Consider the following 26,194-nt stretch of genomic DNA (forward strand, 5'->3'; position numbering starts at 1 on the left):
AAGTAGCTAAAGGAGTTTTTCATATGATTAATATTAAAAATTTGCATAAATCATTTGGTGATTTGCAAGTATTAAAAGGGATTGATTTAGAAGTTGAACAGGGCAAGGTAATTGTATTAATCGGTCCTTCTGGATCCGGTAAAACCACTTTTTTACGTTGCTTGAATCTTTTAGAAATCCCAACAGACGGTACGATTGAACTTGATAAAAAAAGCATGAATTTTACCAAACCTGTTCGCAAAAAAGACATTACTTCATTTCGAAGCCTAACAGGTATGGTATTTCAAAACTATAACTTGTTTCCTCATAAAAATGCGCTTGAAAATGTTATGGAAGGTCCTGTAATTGTGAAGGGTGTTTCCACTCAAGAAGCAGAAAAGAGAGGAAAAGAATTGTTAACACGCGTTGGCTTAGGAGATAAGCTTGACTTTTATCCTTTCCAACTATCAGGCGGACAACAACAGCGTGTTGGCATCGCCCGAGCAATGGCAATGGATCCAAAAGTTATGCTGTTTGATGAGCCCACTTCAGCTCTTGATCCTGAGCTTGTAGGAGATGTTCTTCAAGCGATGAAAGACCTGGCAAAAGAAGGAATGACGATGGTTGTGGTAACTCATGAAATGCGCTTTGCCCGTGAAGTAGCAGATGAAGTTATTTTTATGGATCAAGGTGTCATTATGGAAAGAGGTACACCGGATCAAATATTTTCAAATCCTCAACAAGAGCGGACACGTCAATTCTTAAATATGATTCATTAAAAAGGTTGCACACTTTCATGTGCAACCTTTTTCTTTATTTCGCTACTGCTTTTTTCATTAAATCTGTAATGTACGTAAAGAATGCTTCAGCTGTGACATCATACACGACGTCTACAGGTCGACCCTCTTCAGAAATTTCTGTTCTTCCTTGGCTCGGTGTTTCTGTATGCACAATACTCGAAACGTTTTTTACCTTCACAAGTGCTGAATTCCCTGTAAATGCTGTTGTGAGTACATCCCACAAATAATAAGTTGAATTGGTTTCAACATGCACAAGCGGCGGGCAGGCCGCGTAGCACTGCCCTACAAAGTCTACTCCTTCATACCTGCGAAGTGAAGCCCACATTTGACGAATAGCCGGCGTTAATGGAACTTGATTCGTGCTTTCTAAAGCAACCATCTCAATTTTAATTCTGCTTTCCCATACTTTTGCTACTGCTTTTGGATCCCAAAAAGCATTCCATTCCGCCGTTCCATCATGTTCAGGCTCTTGCACATTTCCTACTTCTTGAAATGTACCGCCCATCCACACCAACTTGTCAATTTTCTCTTCTATTTCTGGCGCTTTTTCAAGTGCTCTTGCCAAATCAGTTAACGGTCCTGTAAATAATAAAGTCGTTTTTCCGGCTGTATGCTGTAATGTTTCAATTAAATGATCGTGAGCAGGCAGCTGACTTATTTTTGTTTGTACTTCCCCTTTTTCATTTAAAATCGGCAGTGCATCTACATAAAACGTATGCATGCGCCATTCTTTTGGAAATGGGTTCATACCGCGTGAAGTAGATTTGGCTACCTCGATATCATAACTTCCAAAACGGTCAATAATTTTTTGGCTTGCGCTGATACCTGGCTCTAGGTATCCGTCAGCAGGAATAACAGATACCCCTGTTACCTTTACATCATCCATTTGCAGCAGTAAAAAAAGTGATACTAAATCATCAATACCTGCATCATGGTTAAAATATATGTTTGTACTCATTTCTCTTCTCCTCTTTCCTATGTATTGCTAACCAATGTTTAGCTATACCGCTATTTTATAATGAAATGATCCGTTTCGTAATCAAAGTATTATGAACTTCTTTTAATATTTTCTATAATGGGTATAGAAATAAGGTAATCTATGTATAGACATATATATATCAGTAGAGAAAGGAGAAATAAAATGGAGCAATCATTTTCAGCATTAGTGGTAGATAAAAAAGGTGAAGAACAAGTGGAGGCGTCCGTCCAAGAACTTACGCTAAACGATTTGCCAGAAAACGATGTACTTATTCACGTTCATTATTCAGGGGTGAATTATAAAGATAGCTTAGCCAGCATCGCAAACGGCAATATTGTGACAAGCTATCCGTTTGTCCCAGGAATCGACCTAGCAGGAGTCGTTGTATCTTCTAACAGCTCTGATTTTAAAGAAGGCGATCGTGTCATCGCAACAAGCTATGACATTGGAGTATCACATTTCGGAGGCTACAGTGAGTATGCGCGCATACGCAGCGAATGGATTGTCCCTCTTCCTGAAAATTTGACGTTAAAGGAAGCAATGATTATCGGAACAGCTGGCTTTACAGCTGCTTTATCTGTACATCGCCTAGAGGAAAACCATACTAGTCCATCTAACGGCTCTGTGCTTGTAACAGGCGCTACGGGAGGCGTGGGAAGCTTTGCGGTTGCCATTCTTTCAAAATTAGGCTACACAGTGGAAGCAAGTACAGGAAAAAGCTCGGAAGCATCTTATTTGAAAGAGCTTGGCGCTTCATCTATTGTAGCGCGTGAAGACGTTTATAACGGCAAATTAAAAGCATTAGGCAAGCAAAAATGGGCCGCTGCAGTAGATCCTGTGGGCGGAGAGCCTCTAGCTTCTGTCCTCAGTCAAATTCAGTACGGAGGCTCTGTAGCCGTCAGCGGGCTAACAGCTGGAGGCAAAGTGCCAACAACCGTCTTTCCATTCATTTTAAGAGGGATTAATTTGTTAGGTATCGATTCTGTTTACTGTCCAATGCCTACTCGAAAAGAGATTTGGAATAGACTCGCTAATGACTTTAAGCCTGAAAGCTTTGAACCTTTCATTCAGCAAGAAATTTCATTACAACATCTCCCTCAGGTTCTTCCTACTTTACTAAAAGGACAAGCTCGAGGACGAACAATTGTGAAGCTATAAAAAAAACGGAGAAACCTAGGTTTCTCCGTTTTTTTAAGAACAGAAGCATGTTGCTATGCATCTATTTTTGATATTAAATCCGTCACTAATTCTTTCATGGTCACATCGGCTAAGACTTGTTCCATAGCATCTTGAGAACGTTTTAAAATCAATTCAAGTACACTTTGAATATTGGCTCCTACAGGGCAATCCACATTAGGACTTTCATGCACTTGAAACAATTCTCCTTCTTCCACTGCCGCCACCGCTCGGTAAACGTCTAACAACGTTATCTCTTCTAAGTCTTTCAATAGATAAGCTCCGCCAGCTCCGGCTTTTACGCCCACGAGTCCCGCTTTCTTTAACATCCCAATTACACGTCTTATGACAACAGGATTTGTATTTACACTGTTGGCAATCCACTCTGAGGTACTAGGATGACTGCTATCTACTTTAATTAAAGACAGTATGTGAACGGCCACGGTGAATCGGCTGCTAATTTTCATTGCTCTCACTCCTAGTTAGTTGTAATCATTATAGTTACAACATTTATGAAAGTCAAGGGTGCTCTTTTAAGAAAGAATGTCTTCTTCTACCACCTCAAAAAAACGCAGCGTTTTCTTGACTTCCATCGCTTCAGAAGATGCTTCCGTTTTCTTTTTATTCGCTTCTTTATGTTCATTTACATGTTCTTCTCTTGAGATCCACGCTTGAAAGAACTGTTTTTCTTTCCACTTGGATACAAAGACATATTCAACTTTATCTGCGGAATCTTTTTTCCAGCATTCGAACGATAAGTTTCCTTTGGCTGCCTCAATTTCCGTTTTGTTTTTCTTAGCTTTTTGCTTGAGCTGTTCTTCAAATTTCTTTTCTGTTTCAAAACTTGCGTTTACAACAAACATCTTATCCCCCCTAAATGAAAAGAATTCTCATTCGATTATTGCATAGTAATTTTATTTTTTCAATTTATATGGATAATAAGTTACAGAAGCACAAAAAGACCGCTGTTTAAGCGGTCTTCTTTTTTACAAATGTTTTCTATGCACTGTTTTCCCATCATACGTAAAGGCGATTGGCTTTCCTTCCATTACCGTTTCTAAATGAACTGGTCTGCCCCAAAGCTGATGAACATAAGGTACCACTTTTTCTAAGTATTTGACATCTAATTCAATTCCTTCATACCAGTGTTTTAAATAAAGCTCTCCATTTTTTAAATAGTCTCCATTGGTTACTGTAATGTAAGGAAATCCTCCGTTTACGCGCATATTAACAAGCTGGTCTCTAACTTCCGTCCATTCTTTATCGACAATTTTATAGTCTTTTCCTTGTTTTTGGAATAAGTACATATCCTCGCGCATGACTAAATCTTTTGTTAAGTAATTGCGGATGAAGGAAATATCTGATTCAACTTCACGTACCTCAAACATCTTCTCTCTTCCTGATCCGGGCTCCACGCCCCGGCGAATCATATCTTCTGTTGGATTGTTGTAGCGTTCTTCAATGTCTTCAAATATTTTTAATCCTAAATAATATGGATTGATTCCCGTCTTAGATGGCTGCACAACCCCTGCATTTAGCTTGGCGAATTCTATTGCTTCATCACTCGTTAAATCCATTTCTCGAATAATGCGCTGATGCCAGAAAGAAGCCCAACCTTCATTCATAATTTTTGTTTCAAGCTGCGGCCAGAAATAAAGCATTTCTTCTCGCATCATCGTTAAAATATCCCGCTGCCAATCCTCTAAATACGGACTGTATTCTTCGATAAATAATAAAATGTCTTTTTCAGGCTGAGGCGGAAATTTTTTAAAAGACTTTGGAGGTTTTGGTTTTTTCTTTTCTTTATAATCCAAATTCCATAAATCATCATAAGGAGAAATGATTTCTTCTTCCGATGATTCTACATCATTTATGCTCCAAGAAAGCTTGGCACGCATAAGAGACGGATCAATATGTTCCTGAATCGATAAGACAGCATCCAAAAACTTTTCTACTTCACGCTTACCGTGCTTTACTTCGTATTCTTTAATTCGATCAGCGGTCGCTGCCATACTTTCTACCATATCCCGCTTAGTGTTGGCAAAACGGCTGTTATTTTTAAAGAAGTCACAGTGGGCTAACACATGAGCTACAATTAATTTATTCTGAATAAGCGCATTGGAATCCAATAAAAATGCATAACAAGGGTCTGAATTGATAACTAATTCATAAATTTTACTCAATCCAAGATCGTAGTGTAATTTCATTTTGTAAAATTGTTTTCCAAAGCTCCAATGTGAAAAACGAGTTGGCATCCCATATGCACCAAACGTATAAATAATATCTGCCGGGCAAATTTCATAGCGCATCGGATAAAAATCTAAACCGAAACCGCTAGCTATTTCCGTAATTTCATCAATCGCACGGTATAATTGCTTATAATCTGCTTCTTTCACGACAGCTCCCCCTTTCACTCCTTACTTCAATCTATGTACAAACATGTCAATTCATGTGTTTTCATCAAAAAGAAGCTTTATTTTTTCAAGAAAAGGGGATTTTTATTTAGTTGTCTTAAATAATGGATGCAATATAATTGTTACCCTGCATTATTCTTTGCCTTTTTATCATTTATCCGGTGCTGTACGTTTATTCTTCTTACATAACGACTACAATCTCTTTTAATTATGCACTGGTCTTTTGCCCAACATTTACAGCGTAAGAATTCCCGCAAATATCATACACTAATTTCAACTCCTCAAAAGGAGGAACGTTATTAATGGATGTAATTGATTATGATCGAGCTTTATATTACACACACCGTTCACAATGGGATAACTTATTAATTTTAATGGTTCGAACAGACGACGATTTTCTTTCAAAAAAGATTGAACATTTTTTGCACGCCTACAATTTTGAACGAAACTACCGCATCATTCAAGAAGAGCTTTATTCTTTACTACGCTACATTGATCATGCAACGGAATATTCGGAGCACAACCCGGAACTCCTGGAAGAATCATTGTACTAGTATTTTTAATACACACACTTGGACAAAGAAGGGATGAATTCCCTTCTTTATTTTTTTATGTTGCACTAAAAATATGCATACTTCATTTCCAAAAACATCAAATGATATATGTAAACACGTTTACTTTTTTTGTTGACATAAAAATAGATTCGACGTACAATCTTCAGTACATACGCTAAGATATTTCAGTACATACTGGGAGGAACATATATGAAGACTAAAAGGTTTCGCACATTAGATTTAACACTAGCCGGTATGTTTGCAGCTCTTATGGCTATTGGTGCAAACATTACTTCTTGGGCACCTTTTTTACAAGTAGGGGGCGTGCCTCTTTCACTTCAGCCCTTTTTTGTTATATTAGCAGGACTTTTACTTGGGAGCCGAATGGGTTCTATTTCAATGATTGTATATGTATTAATTGGCATTGCCGGCGCTCCAGTATTTGCTCAATTTAAAGCGGGCATTGGTATTTTATTTGGAAGCACCGGTGGCTTTTTGCTTTCTTATATTGTGGCTGCATTTATCACAGGAAAAATTATGGAAATGCGCGGTAAGCCGACTTTTTCTATCTTTTTAATTTCATCGTTAGTTGGTATTGCAGTTATTTATTTAATTGGTACTACGTATATGTATGTAGCGGTTAATTACTGGCTTGAAGCTCCTGCCATGACATATGCAGCCGCTTGGAAGATTATGTCGTGGTTTGCAGTAAAAGATCTTATTTTTACTATCTTGGGGGCTATGCTTGCCCCGCGAATTTATAAAGCCTTACAATCTTCTTCGTATTTATCAAATACGCAATCAAATAAAGTATCATAAAAGAAGCCTGCTCAAGTTTGAGCAGGCTTTATTTTTATACCGTTTTCACTTTATCTAAGACACGTTCTACTTCACCCATTACAGCTGTTTGTACAGCTTCTAAATGAGCAATGCTCGTTGTTTCATCTTCTGACACGACGCCAAAATAGAACTTCACTTTTGGCTCTGTACCAGAAGGACGAAGGCAGAACCAAGAACCGTCTTCTAAGATATATTTTAATACATTTGATTTGGGTAATGTAATCTCTTCTACTTTTCCTGCTTTAATATGCTGGCGCTCACTTAATGTATAATCCTCTACAACCGAAACATTTAATCCTGCAATGTCAGTAGGAGGCTCATTTCTAAATGTAGCTAAAATATGCTGAATTTGCTCAGATCCTTCTTTTCCTTTAAGCGTTAAAGATTTCAGACCTTCACGATAGAAACCATATTTAGTAAACACCTGCTGAAGCGCTTCATATAGTGTCATGCCCTGCTTTTTATAATAAGCGCAAGCTTCTACTGCTAGAATGGCTGCTTGTACAGCGTCTTTGTCACGAGCAAAATCACCAATTAAATAGCCGTAGCTTTCTTCATAACCAAATTGGAATGTATACTCGCCCGTTTGCTCATATTGCTTAATTTTTTCACCGATAAATTTGAAACCTGTTAGAGTGTCAACAACTTGCAATCCAAATGAACGAGCAATTTGTGCGCCAATTTCTGACGTTACAATCGTTTTTAACACAACGCCATTAGCAGGCAGCACGCCTTTTTCTTTCTTTTGAGAAAGCAAATAGTGAAGCAATAAAGCACCCGTTTGGTTTCCAGTTAATAACGCATATTCGCCGCTTGGATCTTTTACAGCAATTCCCAAACGGTCTGCATCTGGATCCGTCGCGATTAAGATATCTGCATCAATTTCTTTTCCTTTACGAACAGCATACTCAAATGCAGCTGGCTCTTCAGGATTCGGGGATTTAACCGTTGAGAAATTTGGGTCAGGAAGTTCTTGTTCTTCAATAACCGTGACATTTTCGTAACCGATGGATTGAAGCGCGTTGCGAACTGGCTTATTAGCTGTACCATGTAGAGGTGTAAAAACTACCTTTAAGTCTTTACCTGTTTCAGAAGCTAGCTCTGGATGAATTAAAATCGTTTTTAGTTTCTCATTGTATGCTTCGTCAATCGCTGAACCAATCATTTCAATAAGACCTTTTTCTTTTAGCTCCGCTTCAGATTGAACTGCTAATGTAAGTTCATTTTCTACGGCATTTACAAAGCCAACTAGTTCATCAGCTTCTTTTGGTGGCAGCTGACCACCGTCTGGACCATATACTTTGTATCCGTTGTATTCAGGAGGATTGTGGCTCGCTGTAATAACAATACCCCCAAATGCGTTTAACTCACGCACCGCAAATGAAAGTTCAGGTGTTGGTCTTAGCTCTTCAAATACATACGTTTTAATTCCGTGACTTGCTAATGTTTTTGCTGCTTCCATCGCAAATTCAGGTGATTTGTGGCGAGAATCATACGCAATGACTACGCCTTGCTTGATAGCTTCTTCGCCAGCTTGTTTAATATACTTAGCAAAGCCTTCGGAGGCTTTTCGGATTGTATACGTATTCATACGGTTTGTACCCGCACCAATTTCCCCACGCATTCCGCCTGTTCCAAATTCTAATGTTTTGTAAAAACTATCTTCTAGTTGTTTTTCGTCACCTTTGATTGCGTCTAAATTCTGACGTAATTCAGAATCTAAATTTGGATGATTAATCCAAGATGTATACGTTTCTTTCCAACTCATAAAAAAGCCCCCTTATATAAATGTAAATATGTATGAAAAGAGAAAAACGAATAATCGCCTTTCTCTTTTTTTAACCGTCATATTATATTTCTTCGTCAAAATTTGACTTCCTGCTATTATATTATGGCTGTATTGACAAATTTTGAGGACTTTTTTATTTTATCATGAAATACCTGTCATACGGTTAACTTTTTCATCTACTGGTACAACTGCGTCATGAAGGTGCTGTTCTAATTCATCCGTATAAGCTTTTATTTGCTCAGGCGTCCACTTTAACTCTTCGGCCATATGAGCAATCACTTGTTTTTTCCAGCTTCTTACCCAGTTGATATCAAAGAATAAAGCGCCCGTACGTCGAATAAAGAAGTCCACTGGTTTTGAAACCATTTCTTCTTCTATGCCATATTGAATTTGCAGAAATACACTAGCTGGAAGGTCGCTGTTTTTTAGCTGATCCGGTCGTTCAATCATGTAGCGGTATACTTTATCTACGTTTGAGCCATAACGTTTTACAAGCTTTTCAGCAGCGTCACGTGATAACCCTAATTTAATACCTTCCTTGACTTTTTGCTCTACAAACGTTGAGAAGCCACCTGAACCTCCTACATTCCCTCCAGAAATCGGTAAATGTTTAGTTTGACAGCTTTCAAACTCGCGTCCTTCTGTTTTAAAATCTTCAGCTACGCGATTTACGACAATTTCAGCCATTTTACGGTACCCAGTTAATTTCCCGCCAGCGATTGTAATTAAACCTGATTCTGATGTCCAGATTTCATCTTTACGCGAAATTTCAGAAGGATCTTTTCCTTGTTCGTGAATAAGTGGACGAACACCCGCCCAGCTCGATTCTACATCGTCTACCGTAATATCAACCGTTGGGAACATGTAGTTAATCGCATCAACTACATATTGACGGTCTTTTACAGTCATACGCGGATGTCTAGCGTCTTCTTTATAGACCGTGTCTGTTGTGCCCACGTACGTTTTTCCATCACGCGGAATTGCAAACACCATACGTCCATCAGGTGTATCAAAATAAATGGCTTGTTTTAACGGAAAGCGCTCTTGATCAATAACTAAGTGAATTCCTTTTGTTAATTGAAGCTGCTTGCCTTTTTTTGAATTATCTTTTTCGCGCAGCGTGTCCACCCATGGACCTGCAGCGTTGACGATTTTTTTTGCATAGATATTATATTCTTTATTCGTAAGCTGATCACGAACAACAGCCCCTACTACTTTTCCTTTATCATAGATGAAGTTTTCCACTTTTGTGTAATTCACTAAATCTGCTCCTCTTGCGGCAGCTTCTTTAGCTACTTCAATCGTTAAACGTGCATCATCTGTTTTATATTCAACGTAGTACCCGCCGCCTTTTAAGTCTTTAGATTTCACCAATGGCTCGCGGCTAAGCGTTTCTTCTGCGCTAAACATTTTGCGGCGCTCTGAGCGTTTTACACCAGCTAAGAAATCATATACGCGCAGTCCAATTGAAGTTGAGAATTTACCGAATGTTCCACCCGTATGGAAAGGTAACAGCATCCACTCTGGAGTCGTTACATGAGGGCCATTTTCATATACAATAGCACGTTCTTTACCAACCTCAGCTACCATTTTAACTTCAAACTGTTTTAAATAGCGTAGACCGCCGTGAACAAGCTTCGTTGAACGACTAGATGTCCCTGCTGCGAAATCCTGCATTTCAACTAATGCCGTTTTCATGCCTCGATGAGTCGCATCAAGTGCAATACCTGACCCAGTAATTCCCCCACCAATTACTAGTAAATCATATTGATTTTGTGTCATGTCTACCAATTTATTCGAACGTGTTTGACTTGAAAACATACGTCATTCCCCTTTCATTTTTTAAAGATATCAAAATTTCCCAATATACAAAAAAGAGAGACCACAAATCACATATATAGTATGCCTACATATGGATCTGTGGTCTCTCCGATTCTCCAACCAATTTATTAACTTGATTAAATTATATCATACATGCGCTTTTAATTAAAGAGTTTTCATCAAATAATTACTTAAAAGCCATTGTTGCATGTACGGCTTTTTTCCAGCCACTATATAATTCTTCACGCTTTTCTTCTTCCATATTTGGTTCGAAAGATTTTTCCATATTCCACTGCTGCGCAATTTCATCGCAATCTTTCCAGTAGCCGACCGCAAGACCCGCTAAATATGCTGCCCCAAGAGCCGTTGTTTCATTCACTTGAGGACGCTCAACCGGAACGTTTAACACATCACTTTGGAACTGCATTAAGAAATTATTCTTAACTGCTCCTCCGTCTACACGCAATGTTTTTAATGTAATTCCAGAGTCTGCTTCCATCGCACTTAATACATCTCTTGTTTGATAAGCTAGTGATTCAAGCGTTGCACGGATAAAGTGTTCTTTTTTTGTACCACGAGTCAATCCAAACATCGCTCCCCGTACATCGCTATCCCAATAAGGTGTTCCAAGTCCTACGAAAGCTGGCACAATATATACGCCGTCCGTAGACTCTACTCGTGTTGCATAGTTTTCAGTTTCAGCCGCATTTTTAAACATTCTTAAACCGTCGCGAAGCCATTGAATAGCAGATCCTGCTACAAAAATACTGCCTTCAAGCGCATATTCTACTTTGCCATTAATCCCCCATGCTAATGTAGTTAACAAACCGTGATCCGACTTAACTGCTTTTTCACCCGTATTCATTAGCATAAAGCAGCCTGTTCCATACGTGTTTTTCGCCATTCCTTTTTCATAGCACGCTTGTCCAAATAAAGCGGCTTGCTGATCCCCTGCTGCTCCAGCAATTGGAATGTTTTTACCAAAGAAATGATAATCTACTGTATGAGCGTATACTTCAGAAGAAGGCTTTACTTCTGGAAGCATGGATTTCGGTACTCCTAAGATATCTAGCAGTTCATCATCCCATTTTAAATCGTAGATATTGAACATAAGCGTACGGGATGCGTTTGAGTAATCCGTTACATGCGCCTTTCCGCCTGATAGCTTCCAAATTAACCATGTATCAATTGTTCCGAATAACAATTCACCGTTTTCCGCTTTTTCTCGTGCACCTTCTACGTTATCTAAAATCCACTTTACTTTCGTTCCAGAGAAGTATGCATCAATTAATAATCCCGTTTTGTCGCGGAACGTATCGTTTAATCCTTTTGCTTTTAATTCTTCACAAATACCAGACGTTTGTCGAGACTGCCATACGATTGCATTGTATACCGGCTTTCCTGTTGCTTTTTCCCATACTACTGCTGTTTCACGCTGATTGGTAATCCCAATTCCTTCGATTTGATCCGCATAAACGCCTGACTCAGATAAACAAGATGCGATAACAGCAAGGATAGAACCCCAAATTTCACTTGCATTATGCTCTACCCAACCTGGTTTTGGGAAGTACTGTGTAAACTCTTTTTGAGCCACATGTACAACTTCACCTTTTTTATTAAATAACATTGCTCGTGAACTCGTTGTTCCTTGGTCTAAAGATAAAATAAACTTTTCCATATCAATATCCCCTATTCTCTGTATAGTGTCGTTTCTTTATTGTACATAGTTAGATGGTAAAGCGCATTCATTTTTTCGGTACTACTGCTGATTGAATCTGTGCTGCCTTTTGTTTAGAAACAGCGTAAATAACAGCTAAAACAATCAGCGCTAGACTTAAAACAACCCATAAGCTGCTTGACATTTTATTTAAAAATGCTGCTTGGTAAAATACTGCTCCGATTGATCCGCCTACTAAAGGACCCACCACTGGTACCCAAGCATATTTCCAGTTCGAGCTTCCCTTTCCGGGTATTGGCAATATAGCATGAGCAATGCGAGGTCCTAAATCACGAGCAGGGTTGATGGCATAGCCTGTTGTTCCTCCTAATGATAAACCAATACTTACGATTAAAAATCCTACTACTAAAGGATTTAATCCATCTGTAAATTTATTTGCTCCGATTGCTAAGATTCCTACAACTAATACAAACGTTCCAATTGCCTCACTTAAAACGTTTGCAAATGGATTAGCAATTGCTGGTCCCGTTGCGAATACGCCTAATTTTGTACCAGCATCTTTTGTTTCTTTCCAGTGTGGAAGATAGTGTAGATAAACAACTGTTGCACCAAGAATGGCTCCAATAAACTGAGCTAAAATGTACATCGGTACTTGTGACCACGGAAAATCACCTGTAATAGCAAGCGCTACGGTTAACGCTGGGTTTAAGTGTGCCCCACTCATATTACCAACCGCATATGCTGCCATGGCTACTGCCATTCCCCATCCCATTGTGATAACGATCCATCCTGAATTAGCAGCAAACGATTTTTTTAAATTGACGCCCGCACATACACCAGCGCCAAGGATAATTAAAATCATTGTTCCAATTATTTCTCCTAAGAATGCTTGCATCTAAATAACCTCCCCTTTGTATGAAAACGATTAAAATGACAAGAAAATAAGAAAATCCACAATACATCCCTCTAATAAAATCATTAAAAGGCTATACCGTGGATCTCCTATTCTCCCTCACATCTATTAACTTATCTAGAAGTTTACTAGATGATGAAAGCGTTGTCAAACAGTTTTTTTAAGTTGAAATACTCCACAGTTCTCTATTTGATGTGGTAACAGCAGAAGCTCCAGCTCTTAAAGCATTACGAACTTCTTCTTCCGTTCGTATTAAACCTCCAGCTAACACTGGAATGCCTGTTTCAGCTTTGACTTCTTGGATTAAAGTGGGCACAATTCCAGGAAGAAGCTCAATATAATCGGGTTTTACTTTCTTCATTAACTCGTAGCTTTTCTTCAAAGCCGTGCTGTCTAATAAAAAGACCCGTTGAATGGCATAGATCCCTCTTTGTTTAGCTTTTAAAATGACGTTTGTTCTTGTCGAAATAATCCCCGCAGGCTTAAACTCCTGACACAAAAAATCAACCGCATACTCATCGTGCTTTAAGCCATGAATTAAGTCTAAATGAATGATTAACTTTTTTTCATGCTTATGGACCTCTCTCATAATTCCTTTTAGCATGCCCACTTGATTGTCTAAAAGAACTCCGTAGTCATAATTACTTACTAAAAACTTTTCCAATTGCTTCATATCTCGAACAGCGGGTAATACCGATTGTCCATGAAAACTCATGTTTTCCCCTCTTTTCCATGGTTAGTCCACAAAATTCATTGTAATAGTTTTTATTATGGCAAAAGTTGAAATAAAAAACACCATGCATTTGCATGATGTTTCTAGAAACTACTTTATTTTTTATATTTAATATTGTAAACGTCATGGCGTCGGTCTTTTAATTGACGAACCGTTCCTGATTGACGCTGGCGACGAAGAATTTCTAAATCTACATCTCCAATAACCACCATTTCAATATTAGGGTTACATTCTCCTACAATGCCGTCTCGTGCAAATTCAAAGTCAGACGGTGCAAAAATAGCAGACTGAGCATACTGAATATCCATGTTTTCTGTTTCAGGCAGGTTTCCAACTGTACCTGCGATAACCGTATAAATTTGGTTTTCGATCGCACGCGCCTGAGAGCAGTATCTTACGCGCAGATAGCCTTGACGGTCTTCCGTACAGAATGGCGTAAAAATAATATTTGCACCTTTATCTGTAGCAATACGAGCAAGCTCCGGAAATTCAATGTCATAGCAAATTTGGATCGCAATTTTACCGCAATCTGTATCAAACACTTCGACTTTATCTCCTGGGCTAATTCCCCACCATTTTCTTTCATTAGGTGTAATATGCACTTTATACTGCTTTTCAATTGTTCCATCTCGGCGGAATAGATAGGCAATATTAAAGATATCTCCATTATCTTCTTCGACGAAGTGGGATCCTCCAATAATATTTACGTTATATTTAACCGCTAAGTTAGTGAATAGCTCAATGTACTCTTCTGTATATTCTGCTACGCGCTGAACCGCTTTGCTTGGAATCTTTTCATTCAAGAAAGACATTAGCTGAGTTGTGAAAATTTCCGGGAATACGCAGAAGTCCGCTTTTGCGTCATAAGCAACATCTGTATAATATTCTACCTGTGTTGCAAACTCTTCAAATGAATTGATCTGTTTCATCATATACTGAACAACACAAATACGCACTGGGAATGACGTTTTAAAATGGCGTTTTGAACGGCGAACGTAATCTACATTGTTCCATTCCATCAACGTTGCATACTTATTAGAAGCTAGATCATCAGGAAGATAACCAGGGTTTATCCGCATTAGCGTAAATCCGTTCATTAGCTGAAAAGATAGCACTGGATCATAAATTTTATGATGAATAACTTGCTCTACATACTCTCTAGGCGACATTTCAGCTGAATGCTTATGGTAATTCGGAATTCTTCCTCCGATGATGATACTTTTCAGGTTCAATTCACGTGCTAAATCTTTACGCGCTTCATATAAGCGGCGTCCTATTTTCATGCCGCGATACTTTGGATGAACCATTACTTCAATTCCGTACAGATTGTAGCCTTCCGGGTTATGATTTGTAATGTATCCTTCGTCTGTAATATCGTCCCACGTATGCTGATCATCGTACTCATCAAAGTTCACAATCAAGCTTGAACAAGATCCGATAATTTCCCCATCGTATTCTGCACATATTTGTCCTTCTGGAAAAATGGCCAGATGACTTTCAAGCTGTTCTTTTTTCCACGGATCCATTCCGGGGAATGATAGCTTTTGAAGTGCTAAAATTTCATCTATATCGTCCGGTTTGATGTTACGAATAATCATTTTTTTCTCGAATTTTGATAAATCTATTGTAGACATACGCTAAAACAACCCTTTCTCTCTCTTCATTAGGCAATTAGTTTCCCTGTTTTTTATTATAATAAACATTATTAAAAATTCAAAAAATACCGTTCATATAGTCAGCTATATGAACGGTATTTTCTATTTGCAAATATCTAATTTTATAGATGTTTTTTTATTGGGATAATTTTCAATAAATCCTGGTCCTAAAGAGACTTTAATGCCATCTATTTTATATACATTATAACTTTCACCGCGATTTAACGTACGAATCTTTACCCATTTTCCTTTTTCTTCTTTTAACAAAATCATCGGTGATTTAATCGTTACAAAACCAATTTGACCTTTTGAGAGCTTTTTCGTTTTGCAAAGATTCTGGGCGACTGGAGCACTGCTTACTTTGTATTTGTTTTTAACAGCAATTGAATCAAAACTTTGAGAATGAAATTGACCAATAACCACTTTTGTACCGGTTTGAACGTGGTCAAACAGCCAGCGTATCTCTTCATCATACATACGAATGCACCCTGAACTTGCGTAGGTCCCGATAGAACTTGGATTATTATTTCCATGAATAGCGTACGTCGTTCCATATGTTCCGCGCGCATTTAATCCTAGCCAGCGATCACCTAGTGGATTCCTAGGATCTCCTCCCCGAATGTTGTCTTTATAATAAGGGCGGTTTTTAATTTTATTCACAATGCTAAAGGTACCCTCTGGTGTATAACTCATCTGCCTCCCTGTCGCAACTTTGAACGTCCTTACTAATTTTCCTCCATCATAAAAAGCAAGGGTGTTAGTAGATTTGTTAATGATAATAAGTTGGTTTGACACCGCAGAAGCATTGCCTGTCAGACCCATCCCTGTGAGCAAAAAAACAAGCCCAACCAAAAAAACAGCCACCTTTTTCATTTATCGACTCCCCCAATTTCTCTTATATCTATATAAGAAAAGTATAGGATGAATGGCAAACCATCAGAACACTTTTTACCTTATAAGTCAAAATACAATAAAATCTTTCACACACCCCTTTTTACTGACAAGAAGCAATAAATGTACATAACAAAAAACGGCCCTTTAAAGGGCCGTTTCGTTTGTATTTAAAGCTTCACTTCAACTTTTGCATTTTTCTTAAGTTCTTCAACTTTTTTCTCTAATGCTTCTTGTTTCTTTTGTTGTTCAAGCTGCTGCTTAATTTGAGGCTTTACGTCTTCAAGTTTTGGCATTTGAGATTGTTCTTTACTGCCGCTTGCTTGACTTTGGCTTTGTTTTGCAAATTGATCATAATAATCTTGAATTTCTTTATCTGTTACTTCTGGTGTTTGGATATCTTTATCTACGTACTGCTGATATTTAATGCTGTCAGCCAGCTCAGACTTTAATTGTGATTGAGTTAATCCTGCATCTTTTAAAGCCGCTTTAAACTGTTTATCTGTCTTGAACTGCTTTTTCGTTTCTTTTAACTTTTTATTTACTTCTTCATCAGTTGCTTTATACCCTTTGTTTTCAGCTTCTTGCAATAGCAGCGTTTGACCTACTAAATTGTCAATTGTTTGCTGTTTTACTTGCTTAGCTGCTTCTTTAGATGTTGGGTCCTGTCCCATTTGTTGATATTGGGCTTGTGACGAAGATAATGCAGCATTATATTCTTCACCAGAAACTTTTTTACCGTTTACAACCGCTACGGTTTTTTTGTCATCTACTTTTTGTTTATCTAATTTTTTCTGCATTTCTTTTGCTTGCTTTTCTTGCTTTTCCTGAGCCTCTTTTTGCTTCTCAGTTTGTGCAGTTTTTTGATCATCACTTTTTGATTGCTTTGCATCATCGTTTGAACCGCATGCTGTTAAAGCTGCAGCAACTAACCCAATGAGCAATGTATACATCAGTTTTTTCATGACTAATCTCCTTTCATAATCCCAAACGATTATTAGCTATTCGAAAAAATCATCTAGGGGGCATTGTATATGATATAGGCGTAAAAAGAAACCATTTAGGCTAATTTTAAACATATGTAATAAGATTGAAACGTTTTGTAATCTTATGAAAGATAAATGCTCTTCTTTATACGACCTGTCTAATCATAACATTATTTAGTATGATTTACATAATTTACAGTTCGTTATACATCTGTATTATTTCAATTTATTCGTTATATGAAAAACGATAGTATTCGATTTCATATTTCTATAAGAACTTTATACGAGTTCAACGATATCACAAGTTCTTTTTTTATCCAATTGAGATCCAAAATTCATTTTAAAAAAAGAAAAAAGCATGCGATAATCATGCTTTTTTCTTTTCAATTTATGTATGAATTATAAAACGATTCATACGAATACGTAACCAAATTGTTTTCTTTTGCAAAACATTCAATAGAAACAGGAAATAAGAATCCGTATTTTTTTAAAATTGCAATATTTTTTTCGAATTGCTCGCAGTCGCTTTCTTCAATCGGCCGGTGTTGAATCGCTTCAATCACGGCAATTATTGTCTGAAGGCTACTAATGACTTGCAATGCTTCATCGAGTAAGCCATTATATAAATGGTCTGGACAATAATCTGGATTTAATAATTCATCAGGATTAAGCTTATCTACAGATACATACCGAGGTAACAAGTCATAGCGAAGCTGTTCAGTCAACTCTTCTATGTAATTCTCCATTTCTGGCGGAGCTGCTTGGGCAATTTTCATGGTTACCCCCCCCTTTTTTCTCTTAACTTATGTCTCTTTATTTAGCATAACATAAACATAAAACGAGAACTTCAGGTAGTTATTTCCTCCTAATTATTTACAAGTTCTTTTTAAAGATTAAAGAATATTTACTAGTACGTAAGGAAGGGATTAAATATGAATATACACGGCCAATGGCTAGAAGATAAAATCGTAAAAAATGATGCAGGTCAAACGATTGAAGATTATTTAAAAACGAAATGGCGTATTCCTAAAAAAACGTTGCATCAGTTTCGGATGAATAAAAATGTTCTTATAAACGGTGAACCTTTCCCATGGAGAAACACTCTTAAGGAAAATGATAGAGTGTCACTCCCTTTTTTTGAAACAGAGCCTAATGAAATAACACCTTACAATGTTGATATAGAGATTTTGTTTGAAGATGAGCACGTACTAATCTTAAACAAACCAATAAACCTAGATACTCATCCTTCATCAGAGCAAGACCAAAAAACTCTTTTAAATGCTGTAGCTGCTTATTTTCAAAAAATAGGCCTCAAAACAAAGCCTAGACACGTTCATCGTTTGGACAGCGATACATCAGGTGCTATCTTATTCACGAAGCATTTTGTAGCAAGCTCTGTGTTTGATCAGCTGCTGGCTGAACGTAAAATTAATCGGACTTATATTGCCCTCGTCCAAGGAATCATAAAAAAAGAGGAAGGAATCGTCAATGAACCCATTGGACGCGATCGTCATCATGCTACAAGAAGAAGAGTATCTAGAACGGGACAAGTTGCCAAAACATCTTATCGGGTGTTAAAACGCAATACAGCAAAAAACGAAACGCTTATTGAACTTTCGCTAGAGACCGGACGCACTCACCAAATTCGTGTTCATATGAGTCACATCGGCTATCCATTACTTGGCGATACGCTTTATGGAGGAAAGAGATTAAAAGAGCAACAGCAAGCTTTACATGCCATTAAGCTTTCTTTTATACATCCATTTACACATCAGCGCGTTTCAGCTGTTGCACCTCCAACTCAGCAAGTTTTTTTACCGTATAGCAATTTGCTTTCCTATTAAACATAAAAGAGCGCCAATATAATATTGGCGCTCTTTCTATTGAATTTTAAATTGACGAATCAAGTTCGCCAATTCTTCACTAATCTCTTGCAGATGTTCAGCCGATTGAGAAACAGTAGAAATAGCTCTAATTTGTTCTTCTGTAGAAGCCGTAATTTCTTCAGTTCCCGCTGCTGATTGCTGTGCAATAGCTGCTATACTTTGAATTGCCGCTACCACGTCTTCCTTATGCTCATCGATACTGTCCATGCTGCTTGTCACATATTCGACAGCCGCCGCCACTTGTTCAATCGTGGTTGCAATTTCATGAAAAGCTTGTTCTGTATCTCCTACCACAAAGTCTTGAGACTTTGAAAGCTCTTCTGTACGGTTGCATTCTTCACACGCAGCTGCGACTTCTCCTTGAATCGCTGCAATCGTATGGCGAACTTGTTCAGTGGCCTGAGAGGACTGTTCAGCAAGTTTTCGCACCTCTTCAGCTACTACCGCAAATCCTTTGCCATGTTCTCCTGCACGAGCTGCTTCAATACTAGCATTTAATGCAAGTAAATTTGTCTGATCTGAAATACTATTAATCGTGAAAATAATAGATTCAATTTCTTTCATCTTATTTGTTAACTCTTCCATTACAGTTTGAACAGCGTGAATCGTTTGAGACGATTCGGTGGTTTGGTTGCGAAGCAGCTGCATTTGTTTTAAGCCTTTTTCATTGATGCTTACAGCTTCAATCGTCATTTTATTAATCTGTGCGTTTTGTTCAATGACTTCTTCAATTTGCGAAGATAAACTCATCGTTTTGTGATTAGTAGAGTCAGCGTCAGAAGCTTGCTGCGTGGCACCGCTGGCAATCTCATGGATAGCTCGGCCGATTTCCTCACTGGATGCAGTTGCTTCTTCAGATACGGCACTCAAGTCTTCAACAGACGTTTTTACTGTCTCAACAGACGTCTGAACCGTGCCAATCAATGTTTTCATTTTAACTACCATATCATTAAATAAATGAGTAAGCTCACCAATTTCATCTTTTGATTTCGTCTTCACCTGAACCGTTAAATCGCCAGCTGTTACTTTGGCTACTTCATTTTTCAAGCGGCGAATCGGATTAGTAATGATTCTTGAGAAAAAGATGGTTAACACCACTGATAATAAGATACCAATTAACGCAATCCACACAATCACAGTCAGTAAATGATGAGCGCTTGAAAGCATTTCATTATAAATAAAGGCATTTCCTATCTTCCAATTCGTCCCTTCAAGAGTGTCATATGCCATTACTCTTTCTTGGCCTTGAAAAGTATACTTCATGAAATCTCTATTCCGGTCTGCTTCGTACATTTTTTTCGTAAATGGCTGATTCATTAAATTTTTTCCAGCTTCTGTTGGATGGACGAGTGCGGTGCCATTTTGATCAAATAAAAATGCATATCCTCCGTGATTTACTTCTGCTTTGCCTACAATTGCTTGTAATGCGTCTAAGTCTAAATCAGTAGCTATAACGCCCAACACCTTTTGAGTATCTGGATCTAAAATAGCCTTTGCAATTGTCACAACCGTCTTTTTTGTTGCTGCATCTTCATACGGATCGGTATAAATAACTTCATCAGGTGATTCTACTGCTTGTTCGTACCAAACTCTTGAAGTCGGATCATAGTCTGAACCATACTCCTGTTTAGGAACAGTATACATTCCTTTATTTTTGGTTCCTATGTACTCAAGTACCAAGTTAGGATACTTTTCTTTAAACTGCGTAAACTCTTTTTGAACTGTATTCCATGTAAAATACGGATTTTTCTCTTGGTTTGTTTGATCTCCTTCTTGCTTAACAAAATTAACGATCACATCATTTTTACTATACATCAGCAAAGAACGACTATACATGTCTAAGTACGTATGAATCGTTTCTTTTAACTCTTTTACTTGACTTTGGGACTGAACTTCTACATCTTTTTCTATTTGTGTTTTGGTAAATTGATAAACAGCCCCTGAAACAACTAATAATAAAATAGCTATCAAAATACTAAAAAATACTACAAGCTTTGCACTTAACTTCTTCATTACCTCACCCTTCTACAAAAATCTTTATATTAATAATAACGGCTTTTCATTTTCATTTTTGAAGAAGTTTTTGTGATTTATTTTAAATTCCCACAAAATAAAACCAGCGCATTCTTTCATAACAAAAGAACGTGCTGGTTTTATTTTTGCTTTTCGTATGCATCAGGTTCAATATGAACAAGCGTATCTTTAATCTGATGCTCGTCGTTCATCATATGTTCAATTTGATCAGCAATTTCATGGCTTTTGATAACATTCAAATGAGGATCTACTTTAACAGTTACATCAATCACAACTTGATTACCAAGCTTGCGCGCTTTCACATCTTCTACTTCTTTTACACCTTCTACAAGCTGGATACTTTCTTTGTAGTGCCCTAACTTTTCTTCATCAAATCCGTCCGTTAAAGAATGCGCGGCTTCTTTAAAAATCTCGATGGCTGTTTTACAAATAATAATTCCCACAGTAAAAGCAGCTACCACATCCAGCCAGGGCAGACCGAATTGTGAGCCAAAAATCCCCACAACAGCCCCTATACTAACAAGTGCATCAGATAAATTATCTTTAGCAACCGCATATAAAGACTGGCTATCAAGTTTTTTAGCAAGCTTAATATTGTATCGATAGACACCACCCATAACAGCAGCAGCTCCAAGACCTACCCAAGCAGCCAGTAAATTAGGCGCTTCAGATTTGTCCATAAATAGTGACTGGCCCGCATCGACCAATACTTCTAGTCCGATTACTATCATAATAAAAGAAGCAATAAGTGAAGAGATATGTTCCGCTCTGGAATGCCCATAGGGATGATCATTATCGCGAGGTTTTTTAGATATTTTTAAACCGATTAAAACGGCAATTGATGCAATAATATCTGTGACATTATTAAGACCGTCGGCTTTTAATGCAGAGGAAGCGGTGACACCCGCAATAATAAGTTTACATGCTGATAAAAAGATATATGATAAGATACTAACCCAAGCGCCTTTTTGGGCTTGCTCATAGTAGTTCTCCATCCCTTCAACTCCTTTATTCAAAATAAGCAAACTTAGTGTAACAAATGGATTTCGTGTGGGTCTATAGAAACATTATTGGCTGTTAACATACAAATAGAGAATGTTAAACTCTTTAGCTTTCTGCAAAACAAGTTGCCTTTACTCAACACTTTAAACGTTTAAGATCTTTCTAAATGTGGCATTTCATGTAGGAGGACCTCTTCTTTCAAATCGCAGTGTGAAATTGTTCATTATTTATTAAGAAGTGTGATTTTTATCACAGCCGAGGTTATTTATTCTTGTTACACTAACATTGTGAAAAACATCACAAAATAAAATTCAAAGGATGATACAAATGAAAACACAATTTACGCCAAAAACACGAAAAGTTGCCGTAATCGGAACTGGCTTTGTTGGCTCAAGCTATGCTTTTTCAATGGTGAATCAAGGTATTGCCAATGAATTAGTATTAATCGATATGAACAAAGAAAAAGCAGAAGGTGAAGCACGCGATATCAATCATGGAATGCCATTTGCCACACCAATGAAAATCTGGGCGGGAGATTATAAAGACTGTGCCGATGCTGATTTAGTTGTTATTACAGCGGGCGCTAATCAAGCTCCAGGGGAAACACGCTTAGATCTAGTTGAAAAAAACGTTAAAATTTTTGAATGCATTGTAAAAGATATTATGAACAGCGGATTTGACGGCATCATTTTAGTCGCAACAAATCCAGTTGATATTCTCGCACACGTTACACAAAAAGTATCAGGGTTACCAAACGAACGAGTAATTGGTTCAGGAACGATTCTTGACACAGCTCGCTTCCGCTACTTGTTAAGCGACTATTTCGAAGTAGATTCTCGCAACGTCCACGCTTATATTATGGGCGAACATGGAGATACGGAATTTCCTGTTTGGAGCCATGCGCAAATTGGCGGTGTGAAGCTCGAACATTTTATCAATACTGCCGCTATTGAAAAAGAACCGGATATGCAGCATCTATTCGAACAAACCCGCGATGCGGCTTACCATATTATTAATCGAAAAGGAGCGACTTATTACGGAATTGCGATGGGGCTTGTACGCATCACCAAGGCTATTTTAGATGATGAGAATTCTATTTTAACGGTATCTGCTTTATTAGAAGGACAATACGGTATTTCTGATGTGTATATCGGCGTACCAGCCACTATTAATAAAAACGGCGTGCGCCAAATTATTGAATTGAATTTAACTCCTCACGAACAGCAGCAGCTCGAGCACTCTGCTAGCATTCTTAAGCAAACTCGCGACAGAGCTTTTGTGTAACATCTAAAGATTTTTGCGGGGGACTCCCCCGCTCCCTTGTTTTAAATATTTAGTAGAGGTGTATGAATATGACGTGGACTCAGGTATATAATCCGTTAGATAATATTTGGCTTTCTGCACTAATTGCACTCATTCCCATCATCTTTTTCTTTATTGCTCTAACTCTTTTGAAATTAAAAGGACATATAGCTGCCGGTATTACGGTGATTCTTTCTATGACTATTGCTATTTATTTTTATGGTATGCCTACCTCAATGGTCTTAGGAGCCACTGGCTATGGATTTCTGTATGCACTTTGGCCCATCAGCTATATTATTATCGGAGCGGTGTTTTTATACAAACTAACTGTCAAAAGCGGACAGTTTACTACCATCAGACAATCTATTATTTCAATAACCGATGACCCGCGCTTGCAAATGCTGCTTGTTGCTTTTTCCTTTAATGCTTTTTTAGAAGGTGCAGCGGGATTTGGAGCTCCAATTGCAATTACAGCAGCGCTTCTAGTTGGACTTGGGTTTAAACCGTTAAAAGCAGCTGCGCTATGTTTAATTGCTAATACAGCTTCAGGAGCGTTTGGCGCCATGGGGATTCCCGTCATTGTCGCAGGACAAGTATCTGACATTGATCCAAAAGAAATTGCTCATTTTCTTGGTACGCAGCTTCCAATTATTTCTTTTGTTATCCCTTTTTTACTTGTCTTTATTATGGATGGTATAAAAGGATTAAAAGACGTATGGAAAGCAACGAGCATCACAGCCATTTCCTATGCACTGACACAGTATTTAACTGTTACATACATCGGCCCTGAACTTCCAAATATCACATCTTCTATTGTAAGTTTGCTTGCTCTTGCTTTTTATATTAAACGAACAAGCCCGGCAGCAGCTAAAAGCTTCAGCCTGTCACCAAAGCAAATTTTAAAAGCGTGGTCTCCCTTCATTCTACTAACGATACTCGTTACGGCCTGGAGCCTTTCTTTTGTCAAAACGGTGCTTGAACATATGAACCTGCTTATTAACGTCCCATTTTTACACAATTATGTGATTAAAGTAGCGCCTTTAGTAAAGGATCCTACGCCTTATGCTGCTGTCTTAAAAATAGACGTGTTTGCAGCAACAGGTACAGCAATTCTTATTGCTTGTATCCTTTCAGTTTTCTTGCTTAACGTATCGCCAAAAGTGGTATGGAGTACTCTTTTAGAAACCGTAAAAGAATTATCAAGACCTATTATTACTATTATGATGGTCATTGCTTTTGCCTTTATTTCAAATTATTCAGGACAATCTTCTACACTTGGATTGGCGCTCGCTACATCGGCTGCTTATTTTCCATTTTTATCTCCATTTCTTGGCTGGATTGGCGTTTTTCTAACAGGGTCTGTCGTATCAAATAATGCGTTGTTCGGCAATTTGCAGCTAACTACAGCTCAGCAAATTAATGTCTTGCCAATTATTCTCATAGCAGCCAATACTGCCGGCGGAGTGATGGCTAAAATGCTTTCTCCTCAATCAATTGCTGTCGCTGCCGGAGCAGTGGGATTGGCTGGAAAAGAAAGTGAACTTTTTAAATACACGCTCAAATACAGCATGGGATTTTTGATACTAGGAGGGTTTGTTACCTTTTTATTGGCTTGGTGGTTATGATAGAAAACAGCTAAAAATCCTGTTATTACCGTGTTTCTTTCATTTAAACAAACGTTTGATTATATAAAAAAATCCCCCGTTAGCCCTGGGGGATCTTTTTATTCTGAAATAAGTAAACCTATATTGCCAAATTGTTCCCCTTTATCTAATCGTTCACAGGCGGCAACTGCCTCTGATAGCGGATAGAATCTATCAACGATTGGTTTAATTTGATGTTTCTCTATAAAATCCATCATGTCCACGAATTCTTCCCGGCTCCCCATAGACGTACCAAGTATATTAAATTGAGGATAAAAAATGGTTCTTAGAGGCAATTCAACTTCATTTCCAGAACTCGCTCCAAAATTAACAATTCTTCCATTTGGCTTTAATATTTCAAAATACGTCGGAAATAAAGCTGCCCCCACACTATCAAGTATGATATCTACTTTTCTATTTTTGATTTCTTCTTTTAGATTACTTCCACTATCTAACGCATAATCCGCTCCATACTTTAATGCTTGCTTTCTTTTTTCATTACTTCTAGAAGTGACTGTTACGTTAGCTCCGATAGCTTTTGCAAATAGCATCCCATAGGTCGCGACTCCGCTTCCTATACCAGGAATAAGTAGATGTTCTCCTCTTTTTAATTGACCTTTTGTAAATAGGGCTCTATAAGCAGTTAAAGCCGATAATGAAAGAACCCCCGCCTGTTTCCAAGATAGATAAGGTGGCTTTTGCACAACGTTATCCTCTTCTACGATTACACACTCCGCAAACGTTCCATTTTTTAAACCTTTTACGTCTTCTCCTACTTCTTCTATAATGCCTGCACCATCTGAACCGGGAATAAACGGCTTATCTCCTTTGTCTCGATTGTTCATGACAAACAAGTCTCTCCGGTTTAAACCCGCTGTTTTTAGCCTTATTTTTATTTCTCCTTTTTCAGGGTTCATCTCCTGAAGATCCCTGCAATTCATACCTGCTATTCCACTTTTCTCACTATGTATAATGGCTTTCATGATTTCGCCTCCCTCTTACCTACTCTACTAACAAGCTGGAAATCACAAAAGGAATATGCCCCAAAAAAGGAAGAACAGTTTTTAAATTCACTTTTTCACCGTTTTATCTTTATTTTTATGTATAGTAAAAGCACTT

General features: G+C 37.9%; 23 protein-coding genes. 7 read left to right on the forward strand and 16 right to left on the reverse strand.

The annotated features are described in order from the left end of the window. Positions 1 to 23 precede the first annotated feature (23 nt). Positions 24 to 758, forward strand: a complete 735-nt coding sequence (locus tag M3225_RS24710) for an amino acid ABC transporter ATP-binding protein (protein WP_074897476.1) — start codon at positions 24 to 26, stop codon at positions 756 to 758. 34 nt (positions 759 to 792) lie between these two features. On the opposite strand, the gene M3225_RS24715 is transcribed toward M3225_RS24710, so the two are convergent. Continuing rightward, a complete protein-coding gene (locus tag M3225_RS24715; protein WP_251398946.1) occupies positions 793 to 1,737 on the reverse strand; it encodes a nucleoside hydrolase in 945 nt (314 codons plus the stop codon). Between the two features lie 183 nt (positions 1,738 to 1,920). Between M3225_RS24715 and M3225_RS24720 the strand changes: the two genes are divergently transcribed. Then, a complete protein-coding gene (locus M3225_RS24720; RefSeq protein ID WP_251398962.1) occupies positions 1,921 to 2,916 on the forward strand; it encodes an NADPH:quinone oxidoreductase family protein in 996 nt (331 codons plus the stop codon). 53 nt (positions 2,917 to 2,969) lie between these two features. Here M3225_RS24720 and M3225_RS24725 read toward each other — a convergent pair whose 3' ends face one another. The 3 genes from M3225_RS24725 to M3225_RS24735 all read right to left on the reverse strand — a co-directional run bounded on the left by M3225_RS24725 (position 2,970) and on the right by M3225_RS24735 (position 5,330). Continuing rightward, positions 2,970 to 3,401 (reverse strand): Rrf2 family transcriptional regulator, encoded by a 432-nt coding sequence (locus M3225_RS24725; protein WP_251398965.1) that lies wholly within the window; start codon positions 3,399 to 3,401, stop codon positions 2,970 to 2,972. 66 nt (positions 3,402 to 3,467) lie between these two features. Next, positions 3,468 to 3,797: an antibiotic biosynthesis monooxygenase family protein gene (locus M3225_RS24730; protein ID WP_251398968.1), complete on the reverse strand. Its 330-nt coding sequence runs from the start codon at positions 3,795 to 3,797 to the stop codon at positions 3,468 to 3,470. 123 nt (positions 3,798 to 3,920) lie between these two features. Then, positions 3,921 to 5,330: a SpoVR family protein gene (locus M3225_RS24735; protein WP_251398972.1), complete on the reverse strand. Its 1,410-nt coding sequence runs from the start codon at positions 5,328 to 5,330 to the stop codon at positions 3,921 to 3,923. Positions 5,331 to 5,650: 320 nt separating this feature from the next. Here M3225_RS24735 and M3225_RS24740 point away from each other — a divergent pair, with 320 nt between their 5' ends. After that, positions 5,651 to 5,902, forward strand: coding sequence for a YhdB family protein (locus tag M3225_RS24740; RefSeq protein ID WP_013055267.1), 252 nt, complete (start codon positions 5,651 to 5,653; stop codon positions 5,900 to 5,902). 210 nt (positions 5,903 to 6,112) lie between these two features. Beyond that, the gene (locus M3225_RS24745) at positions 6,113 to 6,721 is read left to right on the forward strand and encodes a biotin transporter BioY (protein WP_251398973.1); all 609 of its coding nucleotides are present in this window, start codon (positions 6,113 to 6,115) and stop codon (positions 6,719 to 6,721) included. Positions 6,722 to 6,755: 34 nt separating this feature from the next. Here M3225_RS24745 and M3225_RS24750 read toward each other — a convergent pair whose 3' ends face one another. The 9 genes from M3225_RS24750 to M3225_RS24790 all read right to left on the reverse strand — a co-directional run bounded on the left by M3225_RS24750 (position 6,756) and on the right by M3225_RS24790 (position 17,984). After that, entirely contained in the window at positions 6,756 to 8,510 is a 1,755-nt protein-coding gene (locus M3225_RS24750) for a phospho-sugar mutase (protein WP_251398976.1), read from the reverse strand. Between the two features lie 162 nt (positions 8,511 to 8,672). After that, positions 8,673 to 10,352: a glycerol-3-phosphate dehydrogenase/oxidase gene (locus tag M3225_RS24755; RefSeq protein ID WP_251398979.1), complete on the reverse strand. Its 1,680-nt coding sequence runs from the start codon at positions 10,350 to 10,352 to the stop codon at positions 8,673 to 8,675. Between the two features lie 187 nt (positions 10,353 to 10,539). Next, positions 10,540 to 12,030, reverse strand: coding sequence for a glycerol kinase GlpK (glpK, locus tag M3225_RS24760; RefSeq protein WP_251398982.1), 1,491 nt, complete (start codon positions 12,028 to 12,030; stop codon positions 10,540 to 10,542). 67 nt (positions 12,031 to 12,097) lie between these two features. Then, positions 12,098 to 12,925, reverse strand: coding sequence for an MIP/aquaporin family protein (locus M3225_RS24765; protein WP_013055262.1), 828 nt, complete (start codon positions 12,923 to 12,925; stop codon positions 12,098 to 12,100). 178 nt (positions 12,926 to 13,103) lie between these two features. Then, positions 13,104 to 13,658 carry a glycerol-3-phosphate responsive antiterminator gene (locus M3225_RS24770; RefSeq protein ID WP_251398985.1) on the reverse strand — a complete coding sequence of 185 codons (555 nt, stop codon included), beginning with the start codon at positions 13,656 to 13,658 and terminating at the stop codon, positions 13,104 to 13,106. A 113-nt stretch (positions 13,659 to 13,771) separates the two neighbouring features. Further along, positions 13,772 to 15,310: a carbon-nitrogen hydrolase family protein gene (locus M3225_RS24775; RefSeq protein ID WP_013055260.1), complete on the reverse strand. Its 1,539-nt coding sequence runs from the start codon at positions 15,308 to 15,310 to the stop codon at positions 13,772 to 13,774. A 123-nt stretch (positions 15,311 to 15,433) separates the two neighbouring features. Next, on the reverse strand, positions 15,434 to 16,183 hold the full coding sequence (locus M3225_RS24780; RefSeq protein ID WP_251398988.1) for a L,D-transpeptidase: 750 nt from the start codon (positions 16,181 to 16,183) through the stop codon (positions 15,434 to 15,436). A gap of 209 nt (positions 16,184 to 16,392) precedes the next feature. Then, positions 16,393 to 17,187: a SurA N-terminal domain-containing protein gene (locus M3225_RS24785; protein ID WP_251398991.1), complete on the reverse strand. Its 795-nt coding sequence runs from the start codon at positions 17,185 to 17,187 to the stop codon at positions 16,393 to 16,395. A gap of 404 nt (positions 17,188 to 17,591) precedes the next feature. Next, positions 17,592 to 17,984, reverse strand: a complete 393-nt coding sequence (locus M3225_RS24790; RefSeq protein ID WP_251398994.1) for a YhcU family protein — start codon at positions 17,982 to 17,984, stop codon at positions 17,592 to 17,594. 156 nt (positions 17,985 to 18,140) lie between these two features. Here M3225_RS24790 and M3225_RS24795 point away from each other — a divergent pair, with 156 nt between their 5' ends. Then, positions 18,141 to 19,052 carry an RluA family pseudouridine synthase gene (locus M3225_RS24795; protein ID WP_251398996.1) on the forward strand — a complete coding sequence of 304 codons (912 nt, stop codon included), beginning with the start codon at positions 18,141 to 18,143 and terminating at the stop codon, positions 19,050 to 19,052. Positions 19,053 to 19,088: 36 nt separating this feature from the next. Here M3225_RS24795 and M3225_RS24800 read toward each other — a convergent pair whose 3' ends face one another. Next, positions 19,089 to 21,107, reverse strand: coding sequence for a methyl-accepting chemotaxis protein (locus tag M3225_RS24800; RefSeq protein WP_251398999.1), 2,019 nt, complete (start codon positions 21,105 to 21,107; stop codon positions 19,089 to 19,091). A gap of 140 nt (positions 21,108 to 21,247) precedes the next feature. Then, a complete protein-coding gene (locus tag M3225_RS24805) occupies positions 21,248 to 22,123 on the reverse strand; it encodes a cation diffusion facilitator family transporter (RefSeq protein WP_251399003.1) in 876 nt (291 codons plus the stop codon). Positions 22,124 to 22,457: 334 nt separating this feature from the next. Here M3225_RS24805 and M3225_RS24810 point away from each other — a divergent pair, with 334 nt between their 5' ends. Both M3225_RS24810 and M3225_RS24815 read left to right on the forward strand, forming a co-directional pair. Beyond that, positions 22,458 to 23,414, forward strand: coding sequence for an L-lactate dehydrogenase (locus M3225_RS24810; protein WP_251399006.1), 957 nt, complete (start codon positions 22,458 to 22,460; stop codon positions 23,412 to 23,414). A gap of 62 nt (positions 23,415 to 23,476) precedes the next feature. After that, entirely contained in the window at positions 23,477 to 25,057 is a 1,581-nt protein-coding gene (locus tag M3225_RS24815) for a lactate permease LctP family transporter (RefSeq protein ID WP_251399009.1), read from the forward strand. Positions 25,058 to 25,155: 98 nt separating this feature from the next. Here the strand turns inward: M3225_RS24815 and M3225_RS24820 are convergent, their stop codons facing one another. After that, positions 25,156 to 26,058, reverse strand: a complete 903-nt coding sequence (locus M3225_RS24820; protein ID WP_374109851.1) for a quinone oxidoreductase family protein — start codon at positions 26,056 to 26,058, stop codon at positions 25,156 to 25,158. Positions 26,059 to 26,194 lie beyond the last annotated feature (136 nt).

It is taken from the genome of Priestia aryabhattai, assembly GCF_023715685.1.
Lineage (GTDB): Bacteria > Bacillota > Bacilli > Bacillales > Bacillaceae_H > Priestia > Priestia aryabhattai_B.